The sequence below is a fragment of the Acetobacter fabarum genome, from assembly GCF_040702925.2.
GTDB classification, from domain to species: domain Bacteria; phylum Pseudomonadota; class Alphaproteobacteria; order Acetobacterales; family Acetobacteraceae; genus Acetobacter; species Acetobacter fabarum_B.
This window is the reverse complement of the sequence record NZ_JBFCXX020000001.1, coordinates 410,143-427,079: the sequence shown is the minus strand read 5'-3', so window position 1 is coordinate 427,079 and position 16,937 is coordinate 410,143. Positions and strand designations below refer to the sequence as shown.

The following is a 16,937-nucleotide window of genomic DNA, read 5'->3' as shown; positions in this document are numbered from 1 at the left end:
GCATGAACAAAGCCTGTCTGTGTGGTTTAACACATCAGACTACTGCGGGCAGAGAAAACCTTTTTTACGGAGTGAGGCATCTGTTCACATCAGTCATCCAAACCCGCAGATAACCTTTTCCTAAAGGTTCCCACATTCGCGTTATACAGAGGAACCGCCTGATTTACAGGCCGTTGGGGTAGCATGAGTCAAATGCCCCTTCATGCCAATCGAAGCCAGAGCAATGCTCTCTCACCACCACGTATGTGGGGTGAACTTTCGGTATGTTCCCGTGATGCCACGTGGCATATAGCTGGCACCACGCTTCAAAAAAACAATGAAAACATACGACCTCAGGGGGCTGTTTGCTTGGAACGTTACAGCGGGAACGGCAGAAGATGACAGCATCATACACGCTACGGGACGTAAGCATTGGCATAGACGCGACCGGCACGCGGCAGGAAACTGATTCCATGGGCACGATTGATGTGCCCGCCAACCATTACTGGGGGGCGCAGACACAGCGCAGTCTGGTGCATTTTTCCATTGGGCGGGACCGGATGCCCCTGGAGCTTTGCCGCGCCTATGGCATTGTTAAAAAAGCCGCAGCGCAGGTCAATCTGGCAGATAACCGGCTCCCGAACTGGAAGGCCGCCGCAATTATTCAGGCGGCAGACGAGGTAAGCTCTGGTTTGCTGGATGCTGAATTCCCGCTCTTTGTCTGGCAGACAGGATCAGGCACTCAGACAAATATGAATGTGAATGAAGTTATTGCCAACAGAGCTATCCAGCTTCTAGGTGGGCAGATTGGCTCCAAAACGCCCGTGCACCCCAATGATGATGTAAATATGGGGCAGTCGAGCAATGATTCATTCCCCACAGTCATGCATGTTGTCACATTGCTTGAAATAGAAAATACCCTTGTCCCGCAGGTGGAGGCACTTATTGCCAGTATTCGGGCCAAAGCGGATATGTGGAACACCGTGGTCAAAATGGGCAGAACCCACTTGCAGGATGCCGTGCCTTTAACAGTAGGGCAGGAATGGTCTGGCTGGGCACAGCAGCTTGAAACCACGCTGAATACGCTCCGTGCAGCCCGAGCGGATCTGGCCGAACTGGCAGCCGGTGGCACGGCTGTTGGTACGGGCCTGAACGCCCCCAAGGGCTTTGGCAAGGCAATTGCCGAGCATATTGCTGTTTTAACCGGCAAGCCCTTTGTAACAGCCCCTAATAAATTTTCCGCTCTGGGCGGGCTTGATGCCATGGTGCGCGCATCTGCCGGGCTGCGCGGCCTCGCCGTAGCACTGATGAAGATAGCCAATGATATGCGATGGCTCGGTTCCGGCCCGCGGTGCGGGCTGGCAGAACTTAACCTGCCGGAAAATGAACCGGGGTCTTCCATCATGCCCGGCAAGGTTAATCCCACCCAATGTGAAGCCCTGATCATGATTGCAACGCAGGTGTTGGGGAATGACGCAACGGTTGCGTTTGCGGGCGCTCAAGGCAATTTTGAGTTAAATGTCATGCGGCCGGTCATTGCCGCAAATGTGTTGCATGCGATCCGTATTCTGGCTGATGGCTGCAAAAATTTCAGGGTCTTTTCCGTTGAAGGAACAACCCTGAACGAGCGCAACATCCAACATTACGTGGAAGTCTCTGTGATGCTGGTTACAGCACTCAGCCCCGTTATCGGGTATGATAAAGCATCTGCCATTGCGCACCGGGCCATGGCACGGAATGAGACACTTAAAGAAGCTGCCTTGGCTTCAGGTGTCAGTGAAACAGTTTTTGATCAGACTGTGGACCCGAGCAAAATGGTCGGGAATGGCCTTGCCGGGGCATAAAATCCAGCTGTAGCAGCACGGTCAAACGGCTCTGCCTCCTAAATCACCTAAGCTTGATGCATATCATTGCAGTGTGATCGTGCAGGGGAGCAACCTCGACCCTGTTGAAAGACAAAACTTCTTGGCGGAAGTGGGAAAGGGAGGTGTAGAGCCTCCCTTTCTTTTTGTGTCCGATGCCTAATGTAACCTGCAATCAGGCGGTTTGCTGGACACCGTGGAAATCAACCGCTCTGGTTTGTTTTTTCTTTTTTTCCAGCATTTCAGTATGGCGGCGCGCTTCGGGTGAAATGCGTAGGCACAGGGTCAGCACCCCGGCAAAGAGATAAAGACCAGAAAAGCTCCAGATCACGCCTTCGAGCCCCATCCCGAACCATGCCTCACAAACGCTGACAACCGCAGGCCCAACCCAGGTACTGGCGCCAGCGCCCAACCCCAGAATGGACAGGGCTGCAGCCTTTTCCTTAGGGCAGATCAGGGGCATCAGGCCGGACATGGGCACAAATGCCGCAACGGTGCCCCCGTAAACAAAGCCCGCAATCGCTGCCAGTGTGAAATTGCCAGGGTACCACAACGGCACATAATAAAAGAGGGGAATGGTCACGCAGCAGCCAACGCATCCGCCAATGGCAATAACAAACCGGTGGCCAAGCTTATCAGCCAACATCCCGGCAGCAAGGTTGAACAGAATGTTGCCAAGGAAGATCAGCGAAAGCAGGTCCAGCCACTGCGACTGGGAGAAGTGGAGCTGATCCACAAAAAAGGCAGGCATAATGGCCAGAAAGGCATATTCGGATGATGTGTTAATGGTCCGGATAATGCCAGAAACCAGCGTTTTGGGCTCACGCCACATAATGCTGACAGACCCGAAGAAAACCTGCTTCTTATCGGCATTGGCAGCAACGAGCGGTTTGGAGCCAACGGGTTCATTAACCAGTAGCAGGGCTATCAGACCACCAATGATCACCAACCCCAAAGAGCACCAGAAAGTCGCCAGCTCCCCTATGTAGGGAATGGTGTAGCGCGCAAACTGCGACCCAAGCGTTGGCAGTCCCGCAGAAAAAGAAAACCAGAACCAACCTGCAGCAGAACCCAGCATCCGTGCAGGGGTCGCTGCCGCAATCCAGATCAGAAACCCATAAGCAAACAGCGGATAGGCAAACCCACGCAGCGTATAGAACAGCAGCGTCATAGACAGGTTATCCGGCCCCAGCCCCAAAGACAGAAAGCCCACTTCCAGCAATGCCCAGAGCAGCAGACCTGCCCACATGGCACGCCGTGGCCCAAACAGATCGGATAACGGCCCCGCCAACCATGCAGAAAGCATGACGGCAACACCATACGTTGTAAACATAAGGTTCACATCACCCTGACTGTGCCCATGGTGGAGCATATAGGTGTCAAGGTATCCGGCTTCTACGCCATCGCCGACCATAAACAGAAGCAGGCCAACAAAACCAAAAAAAAGTGGTTTAGGTATGCCTAAAAAGGCAGCAAGACCACGCGATTGCAGGGATGACCGAGGGCTTGTCTCTGGCAAGACGCTCTCTCCTTATATAATTTTTGCAGCCTGCCAAGGTTGAGCTACACCCTAAGGAGCAAGGGAAGCAGGCATGCGTGATGCTGGCCCGGAATATAATTCGACGGGCATGAAAATACGGGCACGAAAACGAGATCGCGCATCACGGGAACAAAAGCACATATATGTGCTGTTGCAGTAATTTATAGCCCTGACACACTATCTATTCAAGATATTTTTTATAAATACATATTCAAATAAAGAATATTATTTTCAATAATCATATTATATGAGAATTATAATGTATTATATTATAAGTAAATACATCTGTTTTTATTGATTAACGTGCGAATGAATTTTTGAAAGTCGAATTGATTTTTTTTTGATATCGCCAAAAAACATAGGAGCAACGGGTAACGCTTATCCGTGTCTCATCCCTCAAGATAAGAGGTCGGACGGCGTATTTTTTGCATTTTTACAACTCAGACAAATAACTACTCTCAATTATGAGTTTTTCTTTCCAGTTTCATTAAATCGGAAACCATTTTATTAATGGGAGTAGTCCAGTCAAAGGGTTGCGGCTGCTGGTAGATACGCAGATGACTGTACCATGGCGAATCTGTTCGGCCTGAAAGCCAACGCCAGCACTGGTCAAAGCGTGAGAGCATCCATACTGGTTTGCCCAATCCTGCAGCCAGATGCACAACGGATGTATCAACAGAGATCACCATATCCAGATTAGCGATCAGTGCTGCTGTATCATCAAAATTATGCAGAAGATTGGCATGGTTAACCAATTTCATGCCCGCAGGCGGGGTTTTGGCCTGAATGCTTTTTTCCCCAACCTGCAAACTGTAAAACAGAATGTTGGGCACCTGTGCCAAGGGCGCCATGCTTTGCAGGTTTATGGACCTACGCTGATCCACAAACTCAACATAACGGACCTCCCGGTGGGGCGAGCCTGCCCAGACCAGACCAATTTTTAGTGAGGGTGATGCGGACATAAAGAACAGGTCTTTATCCAGACGGGCTTTCCAGTCAGCAACCTTGGCTGGATCAGGGGTAAGGTAACCACTGGCCTGAGGAATTGTATCCAGCGTTGTACCAAGCAGATATGGCAAACTCCCAACCGAACATTCCAGATCGTGGGGAGGGGCTACGTCATCGACGGTAATAAACTGCTGTTCGGGGAAGGAGCGCTGCAGAAGGGTTAATAATTCTTTGCGGACTTTTACAATAATGCTGCCGCCCCGTTTGGCTGCATATGGAACAAAGCGCACAAAATGCAGCATATCTCCAAACCCGCCTTCCGTGTGGATGAGTAGAGTCTTGCCAACAAAAGACTCTCCATTCCACACCGGGCCCTGCAGGTTATGCTTGCCGATGATGTTACTGTTCCACCGCCATTCATACGCTTTAAAACCTTCCTGATAATCTCCGTGCGCCAGAAGGGAGAGCGCGTGATTAGTCCGGTTTTGTCCGTTTTCTGGCTCTATCTGGATTGCGGCTTTATGGAAATTCAAGGCAAGTTCGTGCCGCCCCTGACAATCCAGCGCCACCCCCAGGTTACTGAGCGCGAGTGCGTGCTGAGGTTGCAGTGTCAGGCAGCGTTTATAAGCTTCGATGGCACTGCTATAATCTTGCAATTCAAACAGGACATTCCCAAAATTTGACCACGCATCAGGCATATCCGGCTTAATACGCACAGCACGGGCAAGAAGGGGCTTGGCCGTTTGGAACTCCCCTAACGCACAGAGCAGCCCACCATAATTGCTTAGAGCGTAAGCATTGTCCGGGTCTTGCTCTAGCGCCACTTTATACGCAGCAACTGCTTCGTGCATACGATTGGCGCGTTGCAACGCCACAGCATCCATGACTTGAGCATCTGACAAAGCGGATGGTTCAGAAAAAGAATGCTCTGGCATGATCATTCAACCCAGTTTTAGTTAAAACTGACACAAACCCTAATACGCCAGACCGCCACATGACCACAGACATGTACAAGGCACCTCTCTGCAATATGGCTGAACAGACATATTGCAGAAGAGAACAGTCATAGCGGCTTTACAAACCCGACCAGTTTTTCGGCTTCGGCAACAATTGGTTCAGCAATCGCCTGTGCACGCTGCGCACCGTTATGCAGCATTTGCACCAGATACGTTTCGTCTCGCAAAAGCTGGCTTGTCTTTAGCGCAATTGGGGCAATCTCGTTCACAACCACCTCTGTCAGAGCCGCTTTGAACGGACCGAACCCTTGTCCCTGATGCAAATCCAGAACCTGCTGCATAGTCTTGCCAGACAAAGCTGCGTAAATGGCAACCAGATTTCTGGCTTCCGGGCGGTCAGCCAGACCAGAAGGGTCTTCAGGCAGAACGCCGGTATCCGTTTTGGCGCGTCTGATTTTTAATGCAATGGTGTCCGCATCATCGGTCAGTTCAATCCGGCTCTGGGCAGAAGGGTCCGATTTGGACATCTTTTTTGTCCCATCGCGCAGGCTCATGACCCGCGCAGCCTCTGGCGGGATAAGTGCTTCTACCTGTGGGAAAAATTCGACGCCATAATCATGGTTGAATTTCTGGGCAATATCATTGGTCAGTTCCAGATGCTGCTTCTGGTCCTCACCTACGGGTACCCGGGTTGCCTTGTAAGCCAGAATGTCGGCAGCCATCAGATTAGGGTAAACATAAAGACCGGCAGAATGGTTTTCCCGGTCTTTACCGGCTTTATCCTTGAACTGCGTCATGCGGTTCAACCAGCCAAGCCGGGCGACACAGTTAAAAATCCATGCCAGACGCGCATGCGCCGAAACAGCGGACTGATTGAACAGAATATGGCGCTGGGCATCAATACCGGATGCCAGCAGAATGGCAGCCTGCGTAAGCGTATGTTCGCGCAATTTGGCGGGCTCCTGCCAAACCGTAATGGCATGCATGTCCACAAGACAGAACACACATTCATGATCAGCCTGCAGGTTAACCCAGTTCCGAATTGCTCCCAGATAGTTGCCAAGCTGAGGAACACCAGAGGGCTGAATGCCAGAAAAAATACGTTGCATACGGATTTATCGCTACTGTCTGTAAGGAAAAAGAAAAACCAGTGGTACGCTGCATTTTTTTTGTAAAATGCCGGAGCAAGACCCCGAAAGCAGATGATTACAAAAACGGTTTATACGTTTTTACTTTGTATAAAGTGATATGGCAGCCTGACCAAAACCCATGGTATTGGGCCAGTTTAGCAACCAACACCTCACGGATAATCATGCCTAGGAGGGAAGGGGGCTTCCACGCTATAAAAACTCGCCACCCTTGGTCCCCAAAGCGTTCCTCCTCGGCAGAACACCCACAAGAGGAGGAAAACGCCCTGAGCACACACCCTGAACACCACAATTATTATGGCGTATTGTGCGTATGCTCGACCCCAAGCAACTGAATACGGAAGACCAGAGGGCTATCCGAAGGAATAACCCCCATAGACCGATGCCCATAGCCCAATTCCGGCGGCACATACAGCATCCAGGTATCACCCACATGCATCAGCGGCAGGGCTTCCATCCAGCCTTGCACCAGACCATCCAGCGGCATCTGCATATAGGCACCGTTGCCATGCTGGTCAGAGCCGTCAAAGATGGAGCCATCAGGCAGACGGCCTTCGTAAATCAGCATCATGACATCCCCTTTACGGGGCTGTTCACCATCCTTGGGGCCAGATTCCAGAACTTTATAAGCCAAGCCATCCTTAAGCACCGTAACGCCCGGTTGCGAGCGCAGCTTTGCCATCTGCTGCGCTGGCGTCAGTTCTGCTTCTTCCGCCTTATGGCCACCGCAGGCGGTGAGCGAAAAGGCCAGGCTGGCCGCAAGTATGCTTGGAACAAGAGAAAATCGACGGGACATGGTACTGGTGTGCTCCCTTATAAAATTCAGAAAAAGTAGCGCTTAGAGCGCGCCACCTTTACGGCCGATCTGCGCTCCCAGCCTCAGGCGCAGCGCATTCAGCTTGATAAAGCCCTGCGCATCTTCCTGATTATAGGCACCTTCATCGTCCTCAAATGTCACAACACGGGTATCATACAGGCTGTTAGGGCTTTCTCGACCCACGCAAATCACATTGCCCTTATACAGCTTCAGCCGGACCCGCCCGGTTACGGAATGCTGGGAGGCGTCAATCAGAGCCTGCAGCATGCGACGTTCGGGGGAGAACCACAGGCCATTATACAGAATGGAAGCATAGCGCGGCATCAGGCTATCTTTAAGATGCATGGCCTCGCGGTCCAGAGTGATGGATTCAATGCTCCGATGCGCCGTAAGCAGAATTGTGCCGCCGGGTGTTTCGTACACACCACGGGACTTCATCCCCACAAAGCGGTTTTCCACCAGATCAAGACGGCCAATCCCGTTGGCTTTGCCCAGTTCATTCAAACGGGCCAGCAATGCGGCTGGGGAGAGAGCCTCACCATTGATGGCTACCGGGTCACCGCTCACAAAATCGATGGTAATTTCAGTCGCCCGGTCAGGTGCGGCTTCTGGTGCGATGGTCCGCTGGAAAACAATTTCCTCAGGTGCAACAGCCGGATCTTCCAGCATTTTACCTTCGGAGGAAGAATGCAGCAGATTGGCATCAACCGAGAACGGGGCTTCCCCGCGCTTGTCCTTGGCGATGGGGATCTGGTTTTCTTCGGCAAAGGACAGAAGACGGGTGCGGGAGGTCAGGTCCCATTCACGCCAGGGCGCAATAACCGTAATGTCGGGCTTAAGGGCGTAATAAGCCAGCTCAAACCGAACCTGATCATTACCCTTGCCCGTGGCCCCATGGGCGACGGCATCTGCGCCAACAGCTTCAGCAATTTCAATCTGGCGCTGCGCAATAAGGGGGCGGGCAATGGATGTGCCCAGCAGATACTGACCTTCGTAGAGGGTGTTGGCACGAAACATCGGGAAGACAAAATCCTTCACGAATGTCTCGCGCAGGTCTTCCACAAAAATTTCCTTAACCCCGAACATCTCGGCTTTTTTGCGTGCGGGCTCCAGTTCCTCGCCCTGCCCAAGATCGGCCGTAAAGGTCACGACTTCGCAGCCATAGGTTTTTTGCAGCCATCTCAGGATAACGGACGTATCAAGCCCGCCCGAGTAAGCCAGAACAACCTTTTTAACGTCTTTTTTGGCGGAAGTCGCGCCCATGCACCAATCTCCTGATCACTCTGAATAACAGGTTTGCCTTTCTCCTATCACCGAGAAAGCCCCGGAGCCAGAGCGCTTTCCTGATGACGCCACGTTCTGGCCGGAAAAAAGTATGTTTTTATGAGGATGGCGTGTTTCTTGCCCTCTCACTTGCCGTTTTCAACTGCCCGCAAGCGGCCAGAATATCACGGCCTCGCGGTGTGCGAATGGGGGAGGCAAAGCCTGCGTCCATTACAATTTGCGCAAACCTGTTCTGCTGTTCGCGCGTGGAGGGACGGTAGTCACTCCCTGGCCAGGGGTTAAACGGGATCAGATTAACCTTGGCAGGGATATCAGAAATCAGCCGGACCAGTTCGCGGGCATCCGCTTCACTGTCATTTACGCCACGCAGCATGATGTATTCAAAGGTGATGCGACGCGCATTGCTCGCAGCCGGATAACGGCGGCACGCAGCCAGAACCTCTTCAATCGGGTATTTGCGGTTGAGGGGGACAATTTCATCACGCAGGTCGTTCCGCACGGCATGCAGGGAAACCGCAAGATTAATCCCCAGTTCTTCCCCGCAACGGTCCATAAGCGGCACCACACCGGATGTGGAAAGCGTAATGCGCCTGCGGGAGAGGCCAATTCCTTCGCCGTCCATGATAATACGCATGGCTTTGGCAATATTTTCGTAGTTATACAGAGGCTCGCCCATGCCCATCAGAACAATGGTTGAGAGCAGGCGAGGGGTGTCCCCTTTAGGGCTTGGCCATTCGCCATAGGAATCCCGCGCAGCCATGAACTGGCCAACAATTTCGGCCGCACCAAGGTTGCGTACCAGCTTTTGGGTGCCAGTGTGGCAGAAGGTGCATGACAGCGTACACCCAACCTGAGACGAGATGCACACAGCCCCACGATCTTCTCGCCGGTCAGGAATATAAACGGTTTCCGCCTCCTGCCCGTCACGAAAGCGAAAAAGAAACTTACGTGTTTCATCCTGCGAAGTCTGCACGGTTGTAGGTTCAGGGCGCGCGATAATAAATTTTTCAGCCAGCTTTTGCTGGAGCGGCTTGGCAATGCTGCTCATGAGTGAAAAATCCGTGACACCCTGATGATAAATCCAGTGCCATAACTGCTTGGTTCGGAAAGGTTTTTCACCAATTTCGACCAGAATTTCCGTCAGTTCCTCGCGTGAAAGGCCAACAATATCCCGCCGCCCATCCGCCGTAACGGCAGAAGGAGGGCTGAACATGGCGGCTTTTGCCAGAATGCGCTTACGCTCTTCGGCATTCAGCGCGGTAACCGCATCGGCATCAGCAGGGATTGAAGCAGGGGAAACGGGAGACGACATGAGAGTATGCACTGTTTCATAAAATGAGGAGAGAAGGGTTCATAACAAAAAAAGAGGCTGACAGATACCAGCCTCTTTTACCCACCCTTTTCTGATCAGACTATGCCGGTCTTTCCCGTTCCTTACTGGGCAGCAGACTAGTTCTGACCTTTTAGAGCCGTCTGGAGCCATGGGGCCATTGTCATCTTGGAGGTGTCCATATTGTCCAAGATCATGCCAATGGTCTGCGCGGAATACGCATCAGGTTTCGTATCGGCAGAAATGGGGAAGGAAGGACGCGTGATTTCCATTGTCAGCGCCGGTGCTCTGTGCTTGTCGTCCCCGACATTCATGCTGGCTGGCGCAGGAGCTTCTTCCTGTATGTCCGCAACAACCGAAAGCTTGGTTGCTTCCGGATTTTGTCCAAAATAAAGATAGGCATATGTAGCCGCTGCGGACAGTACGTCCTTGACCGTCTGACGATACAGGCCAGCCGAGCCCGTATTACCATCCTCCCGCAGGGTTGCCGGGTCAGCTTTGATGGTCAGCACACCTGCCTGCATATCATCTTGCAACCGCAATCCATCCTGCTCATACCCACGCAACAGAACGCTACCAGTTTCCGTTTCCGGATGCGATGCTGAAGACGGATGATAAGCTGGGGCGGCCCAGACAGTTGAGCTGGAAGCCAAAAGGAAGGCGGCGCCAAACAGTGTCGCTATCTTGCGCATGATTCTGAGTTGCTTTCCTTAAGATGGTGAACTGATTTTTGTATTCTTCAGAGAATTGTGGCAAAAAAATTGATCATCTGCCATGCAAAAATCAGGAAGCAACCTGAAAATTTAATTTAAGATTTATGCAGAACCACTGCTTTTTATGCTTTCCGTTGCGCAGCGATCAGGAATTCCTTGTTGCCTTCAGGGCCGGTGATGGGGCTTATCTCAATACCCAGCACCTCCCACCCCGGCAGGGAGGACCACCATTCCTGAATGGTGGCGCACACGCTTTCATGCACAAGAGGATCACGCACGACACCTTTGGCGCCAATCTGCTCCCGTCCAGCTTCAAACTGGGGTTTAATCAACGCTACGGCCCATGCATTATCCGCTGCAAGGCCCAGGGCTGCGGGCAGAACGGTGCGCAGGCCAATAAAACTGGCATCGCACACAATAACTTCTGGCGCGACCGGAATAAGCGTTGTGTCCAAGTAACGGGCATTGCACTTTTCCAGCACACTAACCCTTGGATCGGACCGCAGTTTCCATGCCAACTGTCCATGCCCGACATCCACGGCATAAACATGCTCGGCACCGTGGGTCAGCAGTACATCCGTAAAACCACCTGTGGAAGCACCCACGTCCAGACACTGGCGTCCAGCCGGGGAAAGAGCGAAATGCTCCAGAGCGTGGGCCAGCTTGCACCCCCCGCGTGAAACCCATGGATGCTCCTGCCCCTTGAGTTCCAGAGGGGCATCCTCCGCCAACAGGTCTCCCGCTTTGGCGACGCGTCTGGAGCCGCTAAAAACCAGCCCTGCCATAATCAGGGCCTGTGCTTTTGTGCGGCTCTCGACCAAGCCCCGATCGACCAGAATCTGATCAGCGCGACGCCGGGCCATGCCTTCAGGCCGTCCGTTCTTCCGTGAGGTTAACCCCCAGTGCATTAAGAGCGGTTGCGACGATGTGAGGTGCGGAGAGGCCGGCCTCGTCATACTGCGCGTCCTGCGTGTTGTGGTCGATAAAGCGGTCGGGCAGGGTCATGGGGCGGAAGCGCACCCGGTCAAGCAGCCCGGTGCGGGCCAGATGGTGGCAGACCTGTGTGCCAAACCCCCCTTCGGACCCTTCCTCAATGGTGATCAGCACCGCATGGTTGCGGGCAAGGTTTTCCACCAGAGCCGTATCAATCGGCTTGGCGAAGCGGGCATCGGCCACGGTCGGGGGCAGGCCCTGTGCCGCCAGCATGTCGGCGGCCTGCAGGCACGCTCCAAGCCTTGGTCCGAGCGAGAGAATGGCGATGCCACCCGTCTGTGCACCGGACTGGCGCCCCATCTCGCGGATCATGCGGCCCTTGCCAATTTCCAGCACCTGCCCCTCGGCGGGCAGGTCCAGTCCAAGCCCGTTGCCACGCGGGTAACGCAGGGCAATCGGGCCTTCATCAAACTCAGCGGCCGTGGCTGTCATGTGCAGCAGTTCCAGCTCGTCCGAAGGGGCCATGATGGTCATGCCCGGCAGGCAGCCCAGATAGGCGATGTCAAACGACCCGGCATGTGTTGCGCCATCGGCCCCGACCAGCCCCGCACGGTCAATGGCAAAGCGGACCGGCAGGTTCTGGAGCACCACATCGTGCATGACCTGATCATACGCACGCTGGAGGAAGGTGGAGTAAATGGCGCAGAACGGGCGCAGGCCCTCGGTTGCCATGCCCGCGGCAAAGGTAACCGCGTGCTGCTCGGCAATGCCGACGTCAAAAAAGCGGTCGGGGTAGTTTTTGGCAAACGCATCCAGGCCCGTGCCGGACGGCATGGCGGCGGTGACCGCGGTCAGGCGTTTGTCGGTCTGGGCGCGGCGGACAAGTTCACGCGCAAAAACCGAGGTGTAGCTGGGCGGGCCTGCGGGGCCTTTCTTCTGCTCACCGGTAATGACGTTGAACTTGGCTACGGCGTGGTATTTGTCGCCCGCGTTTTCTGCCGGGCGGTAGCCGTGGCCTTTTTCCGTAATCACATGCAGCAGGATGGGGCCTTTATCCGTATCACGCAGGTTGCGCAGGATCGTGACCAGCTGCGGCAGGTCGTGCCCGTCCACGGGGCCAACGTAGTAAAAGCCCAGTTCCTCGAACAGTGTGCCGCCGGTAATCATGCCGCGTGCATATTCATCCGCCTTGCGGGCGGTGCGTTCCACCGGGGCGGGCAGCTTCTTGACGAATTTGCCCGCCAGTTCGCGCAGTTCCATGAACTTGCGCGACGACATGAGGCGCGAGAGGTAGTTGGACATGGCCCCGACCGGCGGAGCAATGGACATCTCGTTATCATTGAGAATCACGATCAGGCGTTCGGCACCCGGCCCGGCTACTGCGGCGTTGTTCATGGCCTCATACGCCATACCGGCGGAAATGGAACCATCGCCGATCACCGCAATCACATTGCGTTCACGGTAGGAGGGATCATCCTCCGCGCGCAGGTGGTGCGCCACCGCCATCCCCAGCCCGGCGGAAATGGAGGTGGAGGAGTGGGCCGCACCAAACGGGTCGTATTCGCTCTCGGAGCGGCGGGTAAAGCCCGACAGCCCACCCGGCTGGCGCAGGGTGCGGATGCGCTCGCGCCGTCCGGTCAGAATCTTGTGTGGGTAGGCCTGATGGCCCACATCCCAGATCACCCGGTCATCGGGCGTGTCGAACACCGCATGCAGGGCTACGGTCAGTTCCACAACGCCAAGCGAGGCCCCAAGGTGCCCCCCGGTGGTGGAGACCGCATCCACGGTTTCGGCCCGCAGTTCGTCCGCAAGCTGCTTGAGCTGCTCAACAGACAGGTTGCGCAGGTCCGCAGGAACCCGAACACGATCCAGCGCAGGAAAACGGCCAAAAGTGGGAATCGGTGACGCGGCGTTCTGGTCAGCCATGTTCTCAGTTTCTCCGTTCGATCACGTAGTAGGCAAGATCTCGCAGCCGGTCGGCCTGTGCGCCGAAGGGCGCGAGTTCGGCAATCGCGGCTTCAGTTACGCGCGCGGCCTCGTTTCTTGCGCCATCAATCCCAAGAAGTGCCACAAAAGTGGACTTGCCGGAGGCTTCATCCTTGCCTGCGGTTTTGCCCAGTTCTTCAGCTGTGGCTGTGGCGTCCAGCACATCATCCGCTATCTGGAACGCGGCACCGATATTGGCTCCGTACACCCTCAGACGCTTACGCAGATCAGCAGAAGCCTGTCCCAGAATAGCACCGGCTTCAGCCGAATAACGGATGAGGCAACCAGTTTTAAGTGCATGCAGGTGGCGGACTTCATCCAGCGGAAGAGCACGCCCTTCACCTTCCATGTCGATCATCTGCCCGCCAACCATACCTGCGGCACCGGAAGCTTCGGCAAAACTCTGAATCAGGTCGATGCGCACATCCGCGCTTGCATGCGTATGGGCTGCGGCAAGGATTTCGAACGCTCTGGTCTGCAGGGCGTCTCCGGCCAGGATAGCTGTTGCCTCGTCAAACTTGCGATGCGTGGAGGGCTGACCGCGGCGCATGTCATCATCATCCATGGCGGGCAGGTCGTCATGCACCAAGGAATAGGCGTGCAACATTTCAACAGATGCGGCTACTCTGGCGGACTGGCTTTCCGGCACGCCAAACAGGCTGGCGGCTGTGACCGCCAGATAGCCACGCAGGCGCTTGCCGCCGCCCAGAGTGGCATAACGCATGGCGTCTATCAGCCGCGCATCTCCTCCCTTTGTGGGCGGAAGCAGGGCGTCGATCGTGCTTTCGATCACGCCCGCACGTGCGCTCATGTCCTGTTTGAGGAGCGCAGCGTCAGTTGCGCGAATGATTGTGGTTTGCGTCGGCTCAGTCATCGACATCTCAGTCCATCGGTTTCATGTCCAACGACCCGTCGGACCGTTGCACGATCGCCTGCACGCGGGCTTCTGCTTCACTCAGCTTGGCCTCACAATGCTGCCGCAGGGCCGCGCCGCGCTCATATGCCTTAATGGCATCTTCCAGCTTCATCTGACCACCTTCCAAGCCGCGCACAATTTTTTCCAGTTCGGAAAGCGCGTCTTCAAAAGACAGCGAAGTGATGTTGTCCGGCATCGTGCGGGCGTCCCTATCCTTCATGAAGGGCAGCCAATAGCGCGAGAAGGGGCCTTCTGCCAAGCCTTGCTTGTCAATGACTGGTAGAATTTCAGCTATGACCGGAAATTATCAGCCTTATGCCCGCCGTTTGATCGTAAAGGCGAAAACTCCGTTTTCATCAGCAAAAGAGACGAGGGCATGCCCGGTCTCCCTGCAGAAAACCTGAAAATCGGACACGGAAGCCCGATCAGTCGCCAGAACCCTTAAACGCGCTCCCTCGGGCAAGCCACGAAGAACACGATTGGCTTTGAGAACGGGGAGGGGGCAACTCAACCCCCTGACATCAAGAACAGTCTCACTCATGATCACACTTCAATATCATCGCTTCAAAGTCACCCCGATCGAACAGACCGCCCGCACTCCATGCAGCATTCTCAGGCTTTAAGCCTGTGTGGCCTGAAACCCGTTGCGACAACGTAGAGTTCCGCCGAATCCTTACGGCTGGCTGGCGGCTTGGCGTGACGCACAAGGGAGAATGCCTGCTTCAGGGTATCCAGCATGGCTTTTTCTGACCCACCCTGAAACACCTTGGCAACAAAACCACCCCCTTCGGCCAGAATCTCAAACGCAAAATGCAGGGCTTCTTCGGTCAGGCCGATAATGCGGATATGATCAGTCGGGCCATGCCCGGTTGTATTGGGCGCCATGTCCGATACGACAAGGTCCGCCTTGCCGCCCAGCATGGTTGTTAAGGTGGTGGCCATATCGGGATCTGTAAAATCCCCTTCTATGATTTCAGCGCCGGGTACGGGGTCGACCGGCAGCAAATCGACGCCGACCACCTGAGCCGCGCCACGCTTGACCAGAACCTGCGTCCATCCCCCCGGAGCGGCCCCCAGATCCACAACACGCATCCCCGGACGGATCAGGCCAAACTTGTCATCAAGCTCAATCAGCTTGAACGCCGCGCGGGAGCGCCAGCCCTGTTTGTGAGCCGCCTGCACATAGGGGTCGTTCAACTGGCGTGCAAGCCATTTCTGCTGGGCTGTCGTCCTGCCCCGCGCGGTTCTGAGGGACACTGTTTGCGTGCGCATCCGCTGCGGCGCCTCAGCATCATCCTTTGCCAGTTTACCGCCTGGGGTTGCGCTGCTTTTGCGCGCACGCCCGGGAACACGCAATGTGGAAGAATGCCCTGATGAACGGGGTTTCTTGTCGCTCATAAACCTGTTGCCTGCATTAAATTCTGTGTGGAAAGAGCCTGCCGGGGATGAAGAGGCCGCGTAGAACGACGCGACATGGAGGAGGCTTTGCGCAGCATGCGTAGAATCATGCCATCTCGTAACCCACGATCCGCAACAATAATATCCTGCATTGGCCATATATCGTGAATAGCCTCAAAAATAGCGCAGCCTGGCAGCACAAAAAGAGCGCGATCCGGGCCAATGCATGGGTGGCTTTCAATATTGCTCAGCCCCATATCCTGCAACTTGCGCATGGCAAGACGCGCGCTACTGGCGGGCAGTAATGACCCGTCAACTGCCGCGCGGGCATAACGTGGGAGATTAAGGATAAGACTGGCAAGGGTTGTAACCGTGCCACTCGTGCCAATCAGCCGGACCTGATTGCGCCTGATCTCCGAACGGATACGGTGGACGTTTTCAAAGTCATTCAAGAATGTACGGGTATACTCAACCATGGCACGGTAACGCTCAGGTGTCAGGTCTTCCATTGGCCCGAACTGTTCCGATAACGTGACCACGCCAACCGGCAGACTAAGATAGCCGATCAGGGACTCTGTCTGTTGCGCGGTATCGCTGCGTATCCATGCAACTTCGGTAGAGCCGCCTCCTATATCAAACAGGAGGGCTCTGTTCCGCGGTGGACCGAAGCGAGGATTATGAATGAGGTTGGCGCAACTCTCAACCGCCAGACTGGCTTCTTCGCGACCGGATATCACATGAATGTCAAAGCCAGCCGCAGCCTGAGCGCGCGCAATGAAATCCCGCCCATTAACAGCGCGGCGGCAGGCCTCGGTTGCAACAGCCCGGAACATTCCCACCTTTCGCCGAGCCAGCCGGTCCGCGCAAATTTGCAGTGCTTCGACCGTACGACCCATTGCGTCCTCGCTGAGGCGACCCGTGTGATGCAAACCCTCCCCCAACCGCACGGCGCGGGTGAAACTGTCCACTACCCTAAAGCCACCAACCGTTTGTGCGGCAATCATCAGGCGACAGTTATTGGTGCCCAGATCAAGCGCACCGAAGAGATCCACATCCCCACTCATGCCCTTCGAAAGAGCGGAAAGTCTGTTGACCGAGGAACCGGCCCAGGGAAGAGAGTGATCCAT

The 16,937-nt window shown here is 54.8% G+C and carries 15 protein-coding genes; 1 reads left to right on the top strand and 14 read right to left on the bottom strand.

The window, feature by feature from the left end:
- Positions 1–377: 377 nt before the first annotated feature.
- A complete protein-coding gene (fumC, locus tag AB2L51_RS01980; RefSeq protein WP_395580899.1) occupies positions 378–1,823 on the top strand; it encodes a class II fumarate hydratase in 1,446 nt (481 codons plus the stop codon).
- Between the two features lie 193 nt (positions 1,824–2,016).
- On the opposite strand, the gene AB2L51_RS01975 is transcribed toward fumC, so the two are convergent.
- From AB2L51_RS01975 to AB2L51_RS01910, 14 genes are all read right to left on the bottom strand, one after another.
- Entirely contained in the window at positions 2,017–3,360 is a 1,344-nt protein-coding gene (locus AB2L51_RS01975) for an MFS transporter (protein WP_395580898.1), read from the bottom strand.
- Between the two features lie 479 nt (positions 3,361–3,839).
- Complete coding sequence (locus tag AB2L51_RS01970; RefSeq protein WP_395580897.1) at positions 3,840–5,264, bottom strand: tetratricopeptide repeat protein; 1,425 nt, start codon at positions 5,262–5,264, stop codon at positions 3,840–3,842.
- A 128-nt stretch (positions 5,265–5,392) separates the two neighbouring features.
- A complete protein-coding gene (gene trpS / locus AB2L51_RS01965) occupies positions 5,393–6,394 on the bottom strand; it encodes a tryptophan--tRNA ligase (protein ID WP_395580896.1) in 1,002 nt (333 codons plus the stop codon).
- A 334-nt stretch (positions 6,395–6,728) separates the two neighbouring features.
- Positions 6,729–7,229, bottom strand: a complete 501-nt coding sequence (locus tag AB2L51_RS01960) for an FKBP-type peptidyl-prolyl cis-trans isomerase (RefSeq protein ID WP_086646756.1) — start codon at positions 7,227–7,229, stop codon at positions 6,729–6,731.
- 42 nt (positions 7,230–7,271) lie between these two features.
- Positions 7,272–8,513 (bottom strand): argininosuccinate synthase, encoded by a 1,242-nt coding sequence (locus AB2L51_RS01955; RefSeq protein ID WP_395580895.1) that lies wholly within the window; start codon positions 8,511–8,513, stop codon positions 7,272–7,274.
- A gap of 118 nt (positions 8,514–8,631) precedes the next feature.
- Positions 8,632–9,846, bottom strand: a complete 1,215-nt coding sequence (gene rlmN, locus AB2L51_RS01950; protein ID WP_395580894.1) for a dual-specificity RNA methyltransferase RlmN — start codon at positions 9,844–9,846, stop codon at positions 8,632–8,634.
- 137 nt (positions 9,847–9,983) lie between these two features.
- Complete coding sequence (locus AB2L51_RS01945; RefSeq protein WP_395580893.1) at positions 9,984–10,556, bottom strand: hypothetical protein; 573 nt, start codon at positions 10,554–10,556, stop codon at positions 9,984–9,986.
- A gap of 143 nt (positions 10,557–10,699) precedes the next feature.
- Complete coding sequence (locus tag AB2L51_RS01940) at positions 10,700–11,440, bottom strand: TlyA family RNA methyltransferase (protein ID WP_395580892.1); 741 nt, start codon at positions 11,438–11,440, stop codon at positions 10,700–10,702.
- 4 nt (positions 11,441–11,444) lie between these two features.
- Positions 11,445–13,436: a 1-deoxy-D-xylulose-5-phosphate synthase gene (gene dxs / locus AB2L51_RS01935; RefSeq protein ID WP_395580891.1), complete on the bottom strand. Its 1,992-nt coding sequence runs from the start codon at positions 13,434–13,436 to the stop codon at positions 11,445–11,447.
- 4 nt (positions 13,437–13,440) lie between these two features.
- Positions 13,441–14,376 carry a polyprenyl synthetase family protein gene (locus tag AB2L51_RS01930; protein WP_395580890.1) on the bottom strand — a complete coding sequence of 312 codons (936 nt, stop codon included), beginning with the start codon at positions 14,374–14,376 and terminating at the stop codon, positions 13,441–13,443.
- Between the two features lies 1 nt (position 14,377).
- Positions 14,378–14,632, bottom strand: coding sequence for an exodeoxyribonuclease VII small subunit (locus tag AB2L51_RS01925; protein WP_173957829.1), 255 nt, complete (start codon positions 14,630–14,632; stop codon positions 14,378–14,380).
- A gap of 93 nt (positions 14,633–14,725) precedes the next feature.
- Complete coding sequence (locus tag AB2L51_RS01920) at positions 14,726–14,953, bottom strand: sulfurtransferase TusA family protein (protein WP_166117078.1); 228 nt, start codon at positions 14,951–14,953, stop codon at positions 14,726–14,728.
- Between the two features lie 71 nt (positions 14,954–15,024).
- Positions 15,025–15,810 (bottom strand): RlmE family RNA methyltransferase, encoded by a 786-nt coding sequence (locus AB2L51_RS01915; RefSeq protein WP_395580889.1) that lies wholly within the window; start codon positions 15,808–15,810, stop codon positions 15,025–15,027.
- Entirely contained in the window at positions 15,807–16,937 is a 1,131-nt protein-coding gene (locus tag AB2L51_RS01910; protein WP_395580888.1) for a Ppx/GppA phosphatase family protein, read from the bottom strand. The genes AB2L51_RS01915 and AB2L51_RS01910 overlap by 4 nt, the downstream gene beginning before the upstream one ends.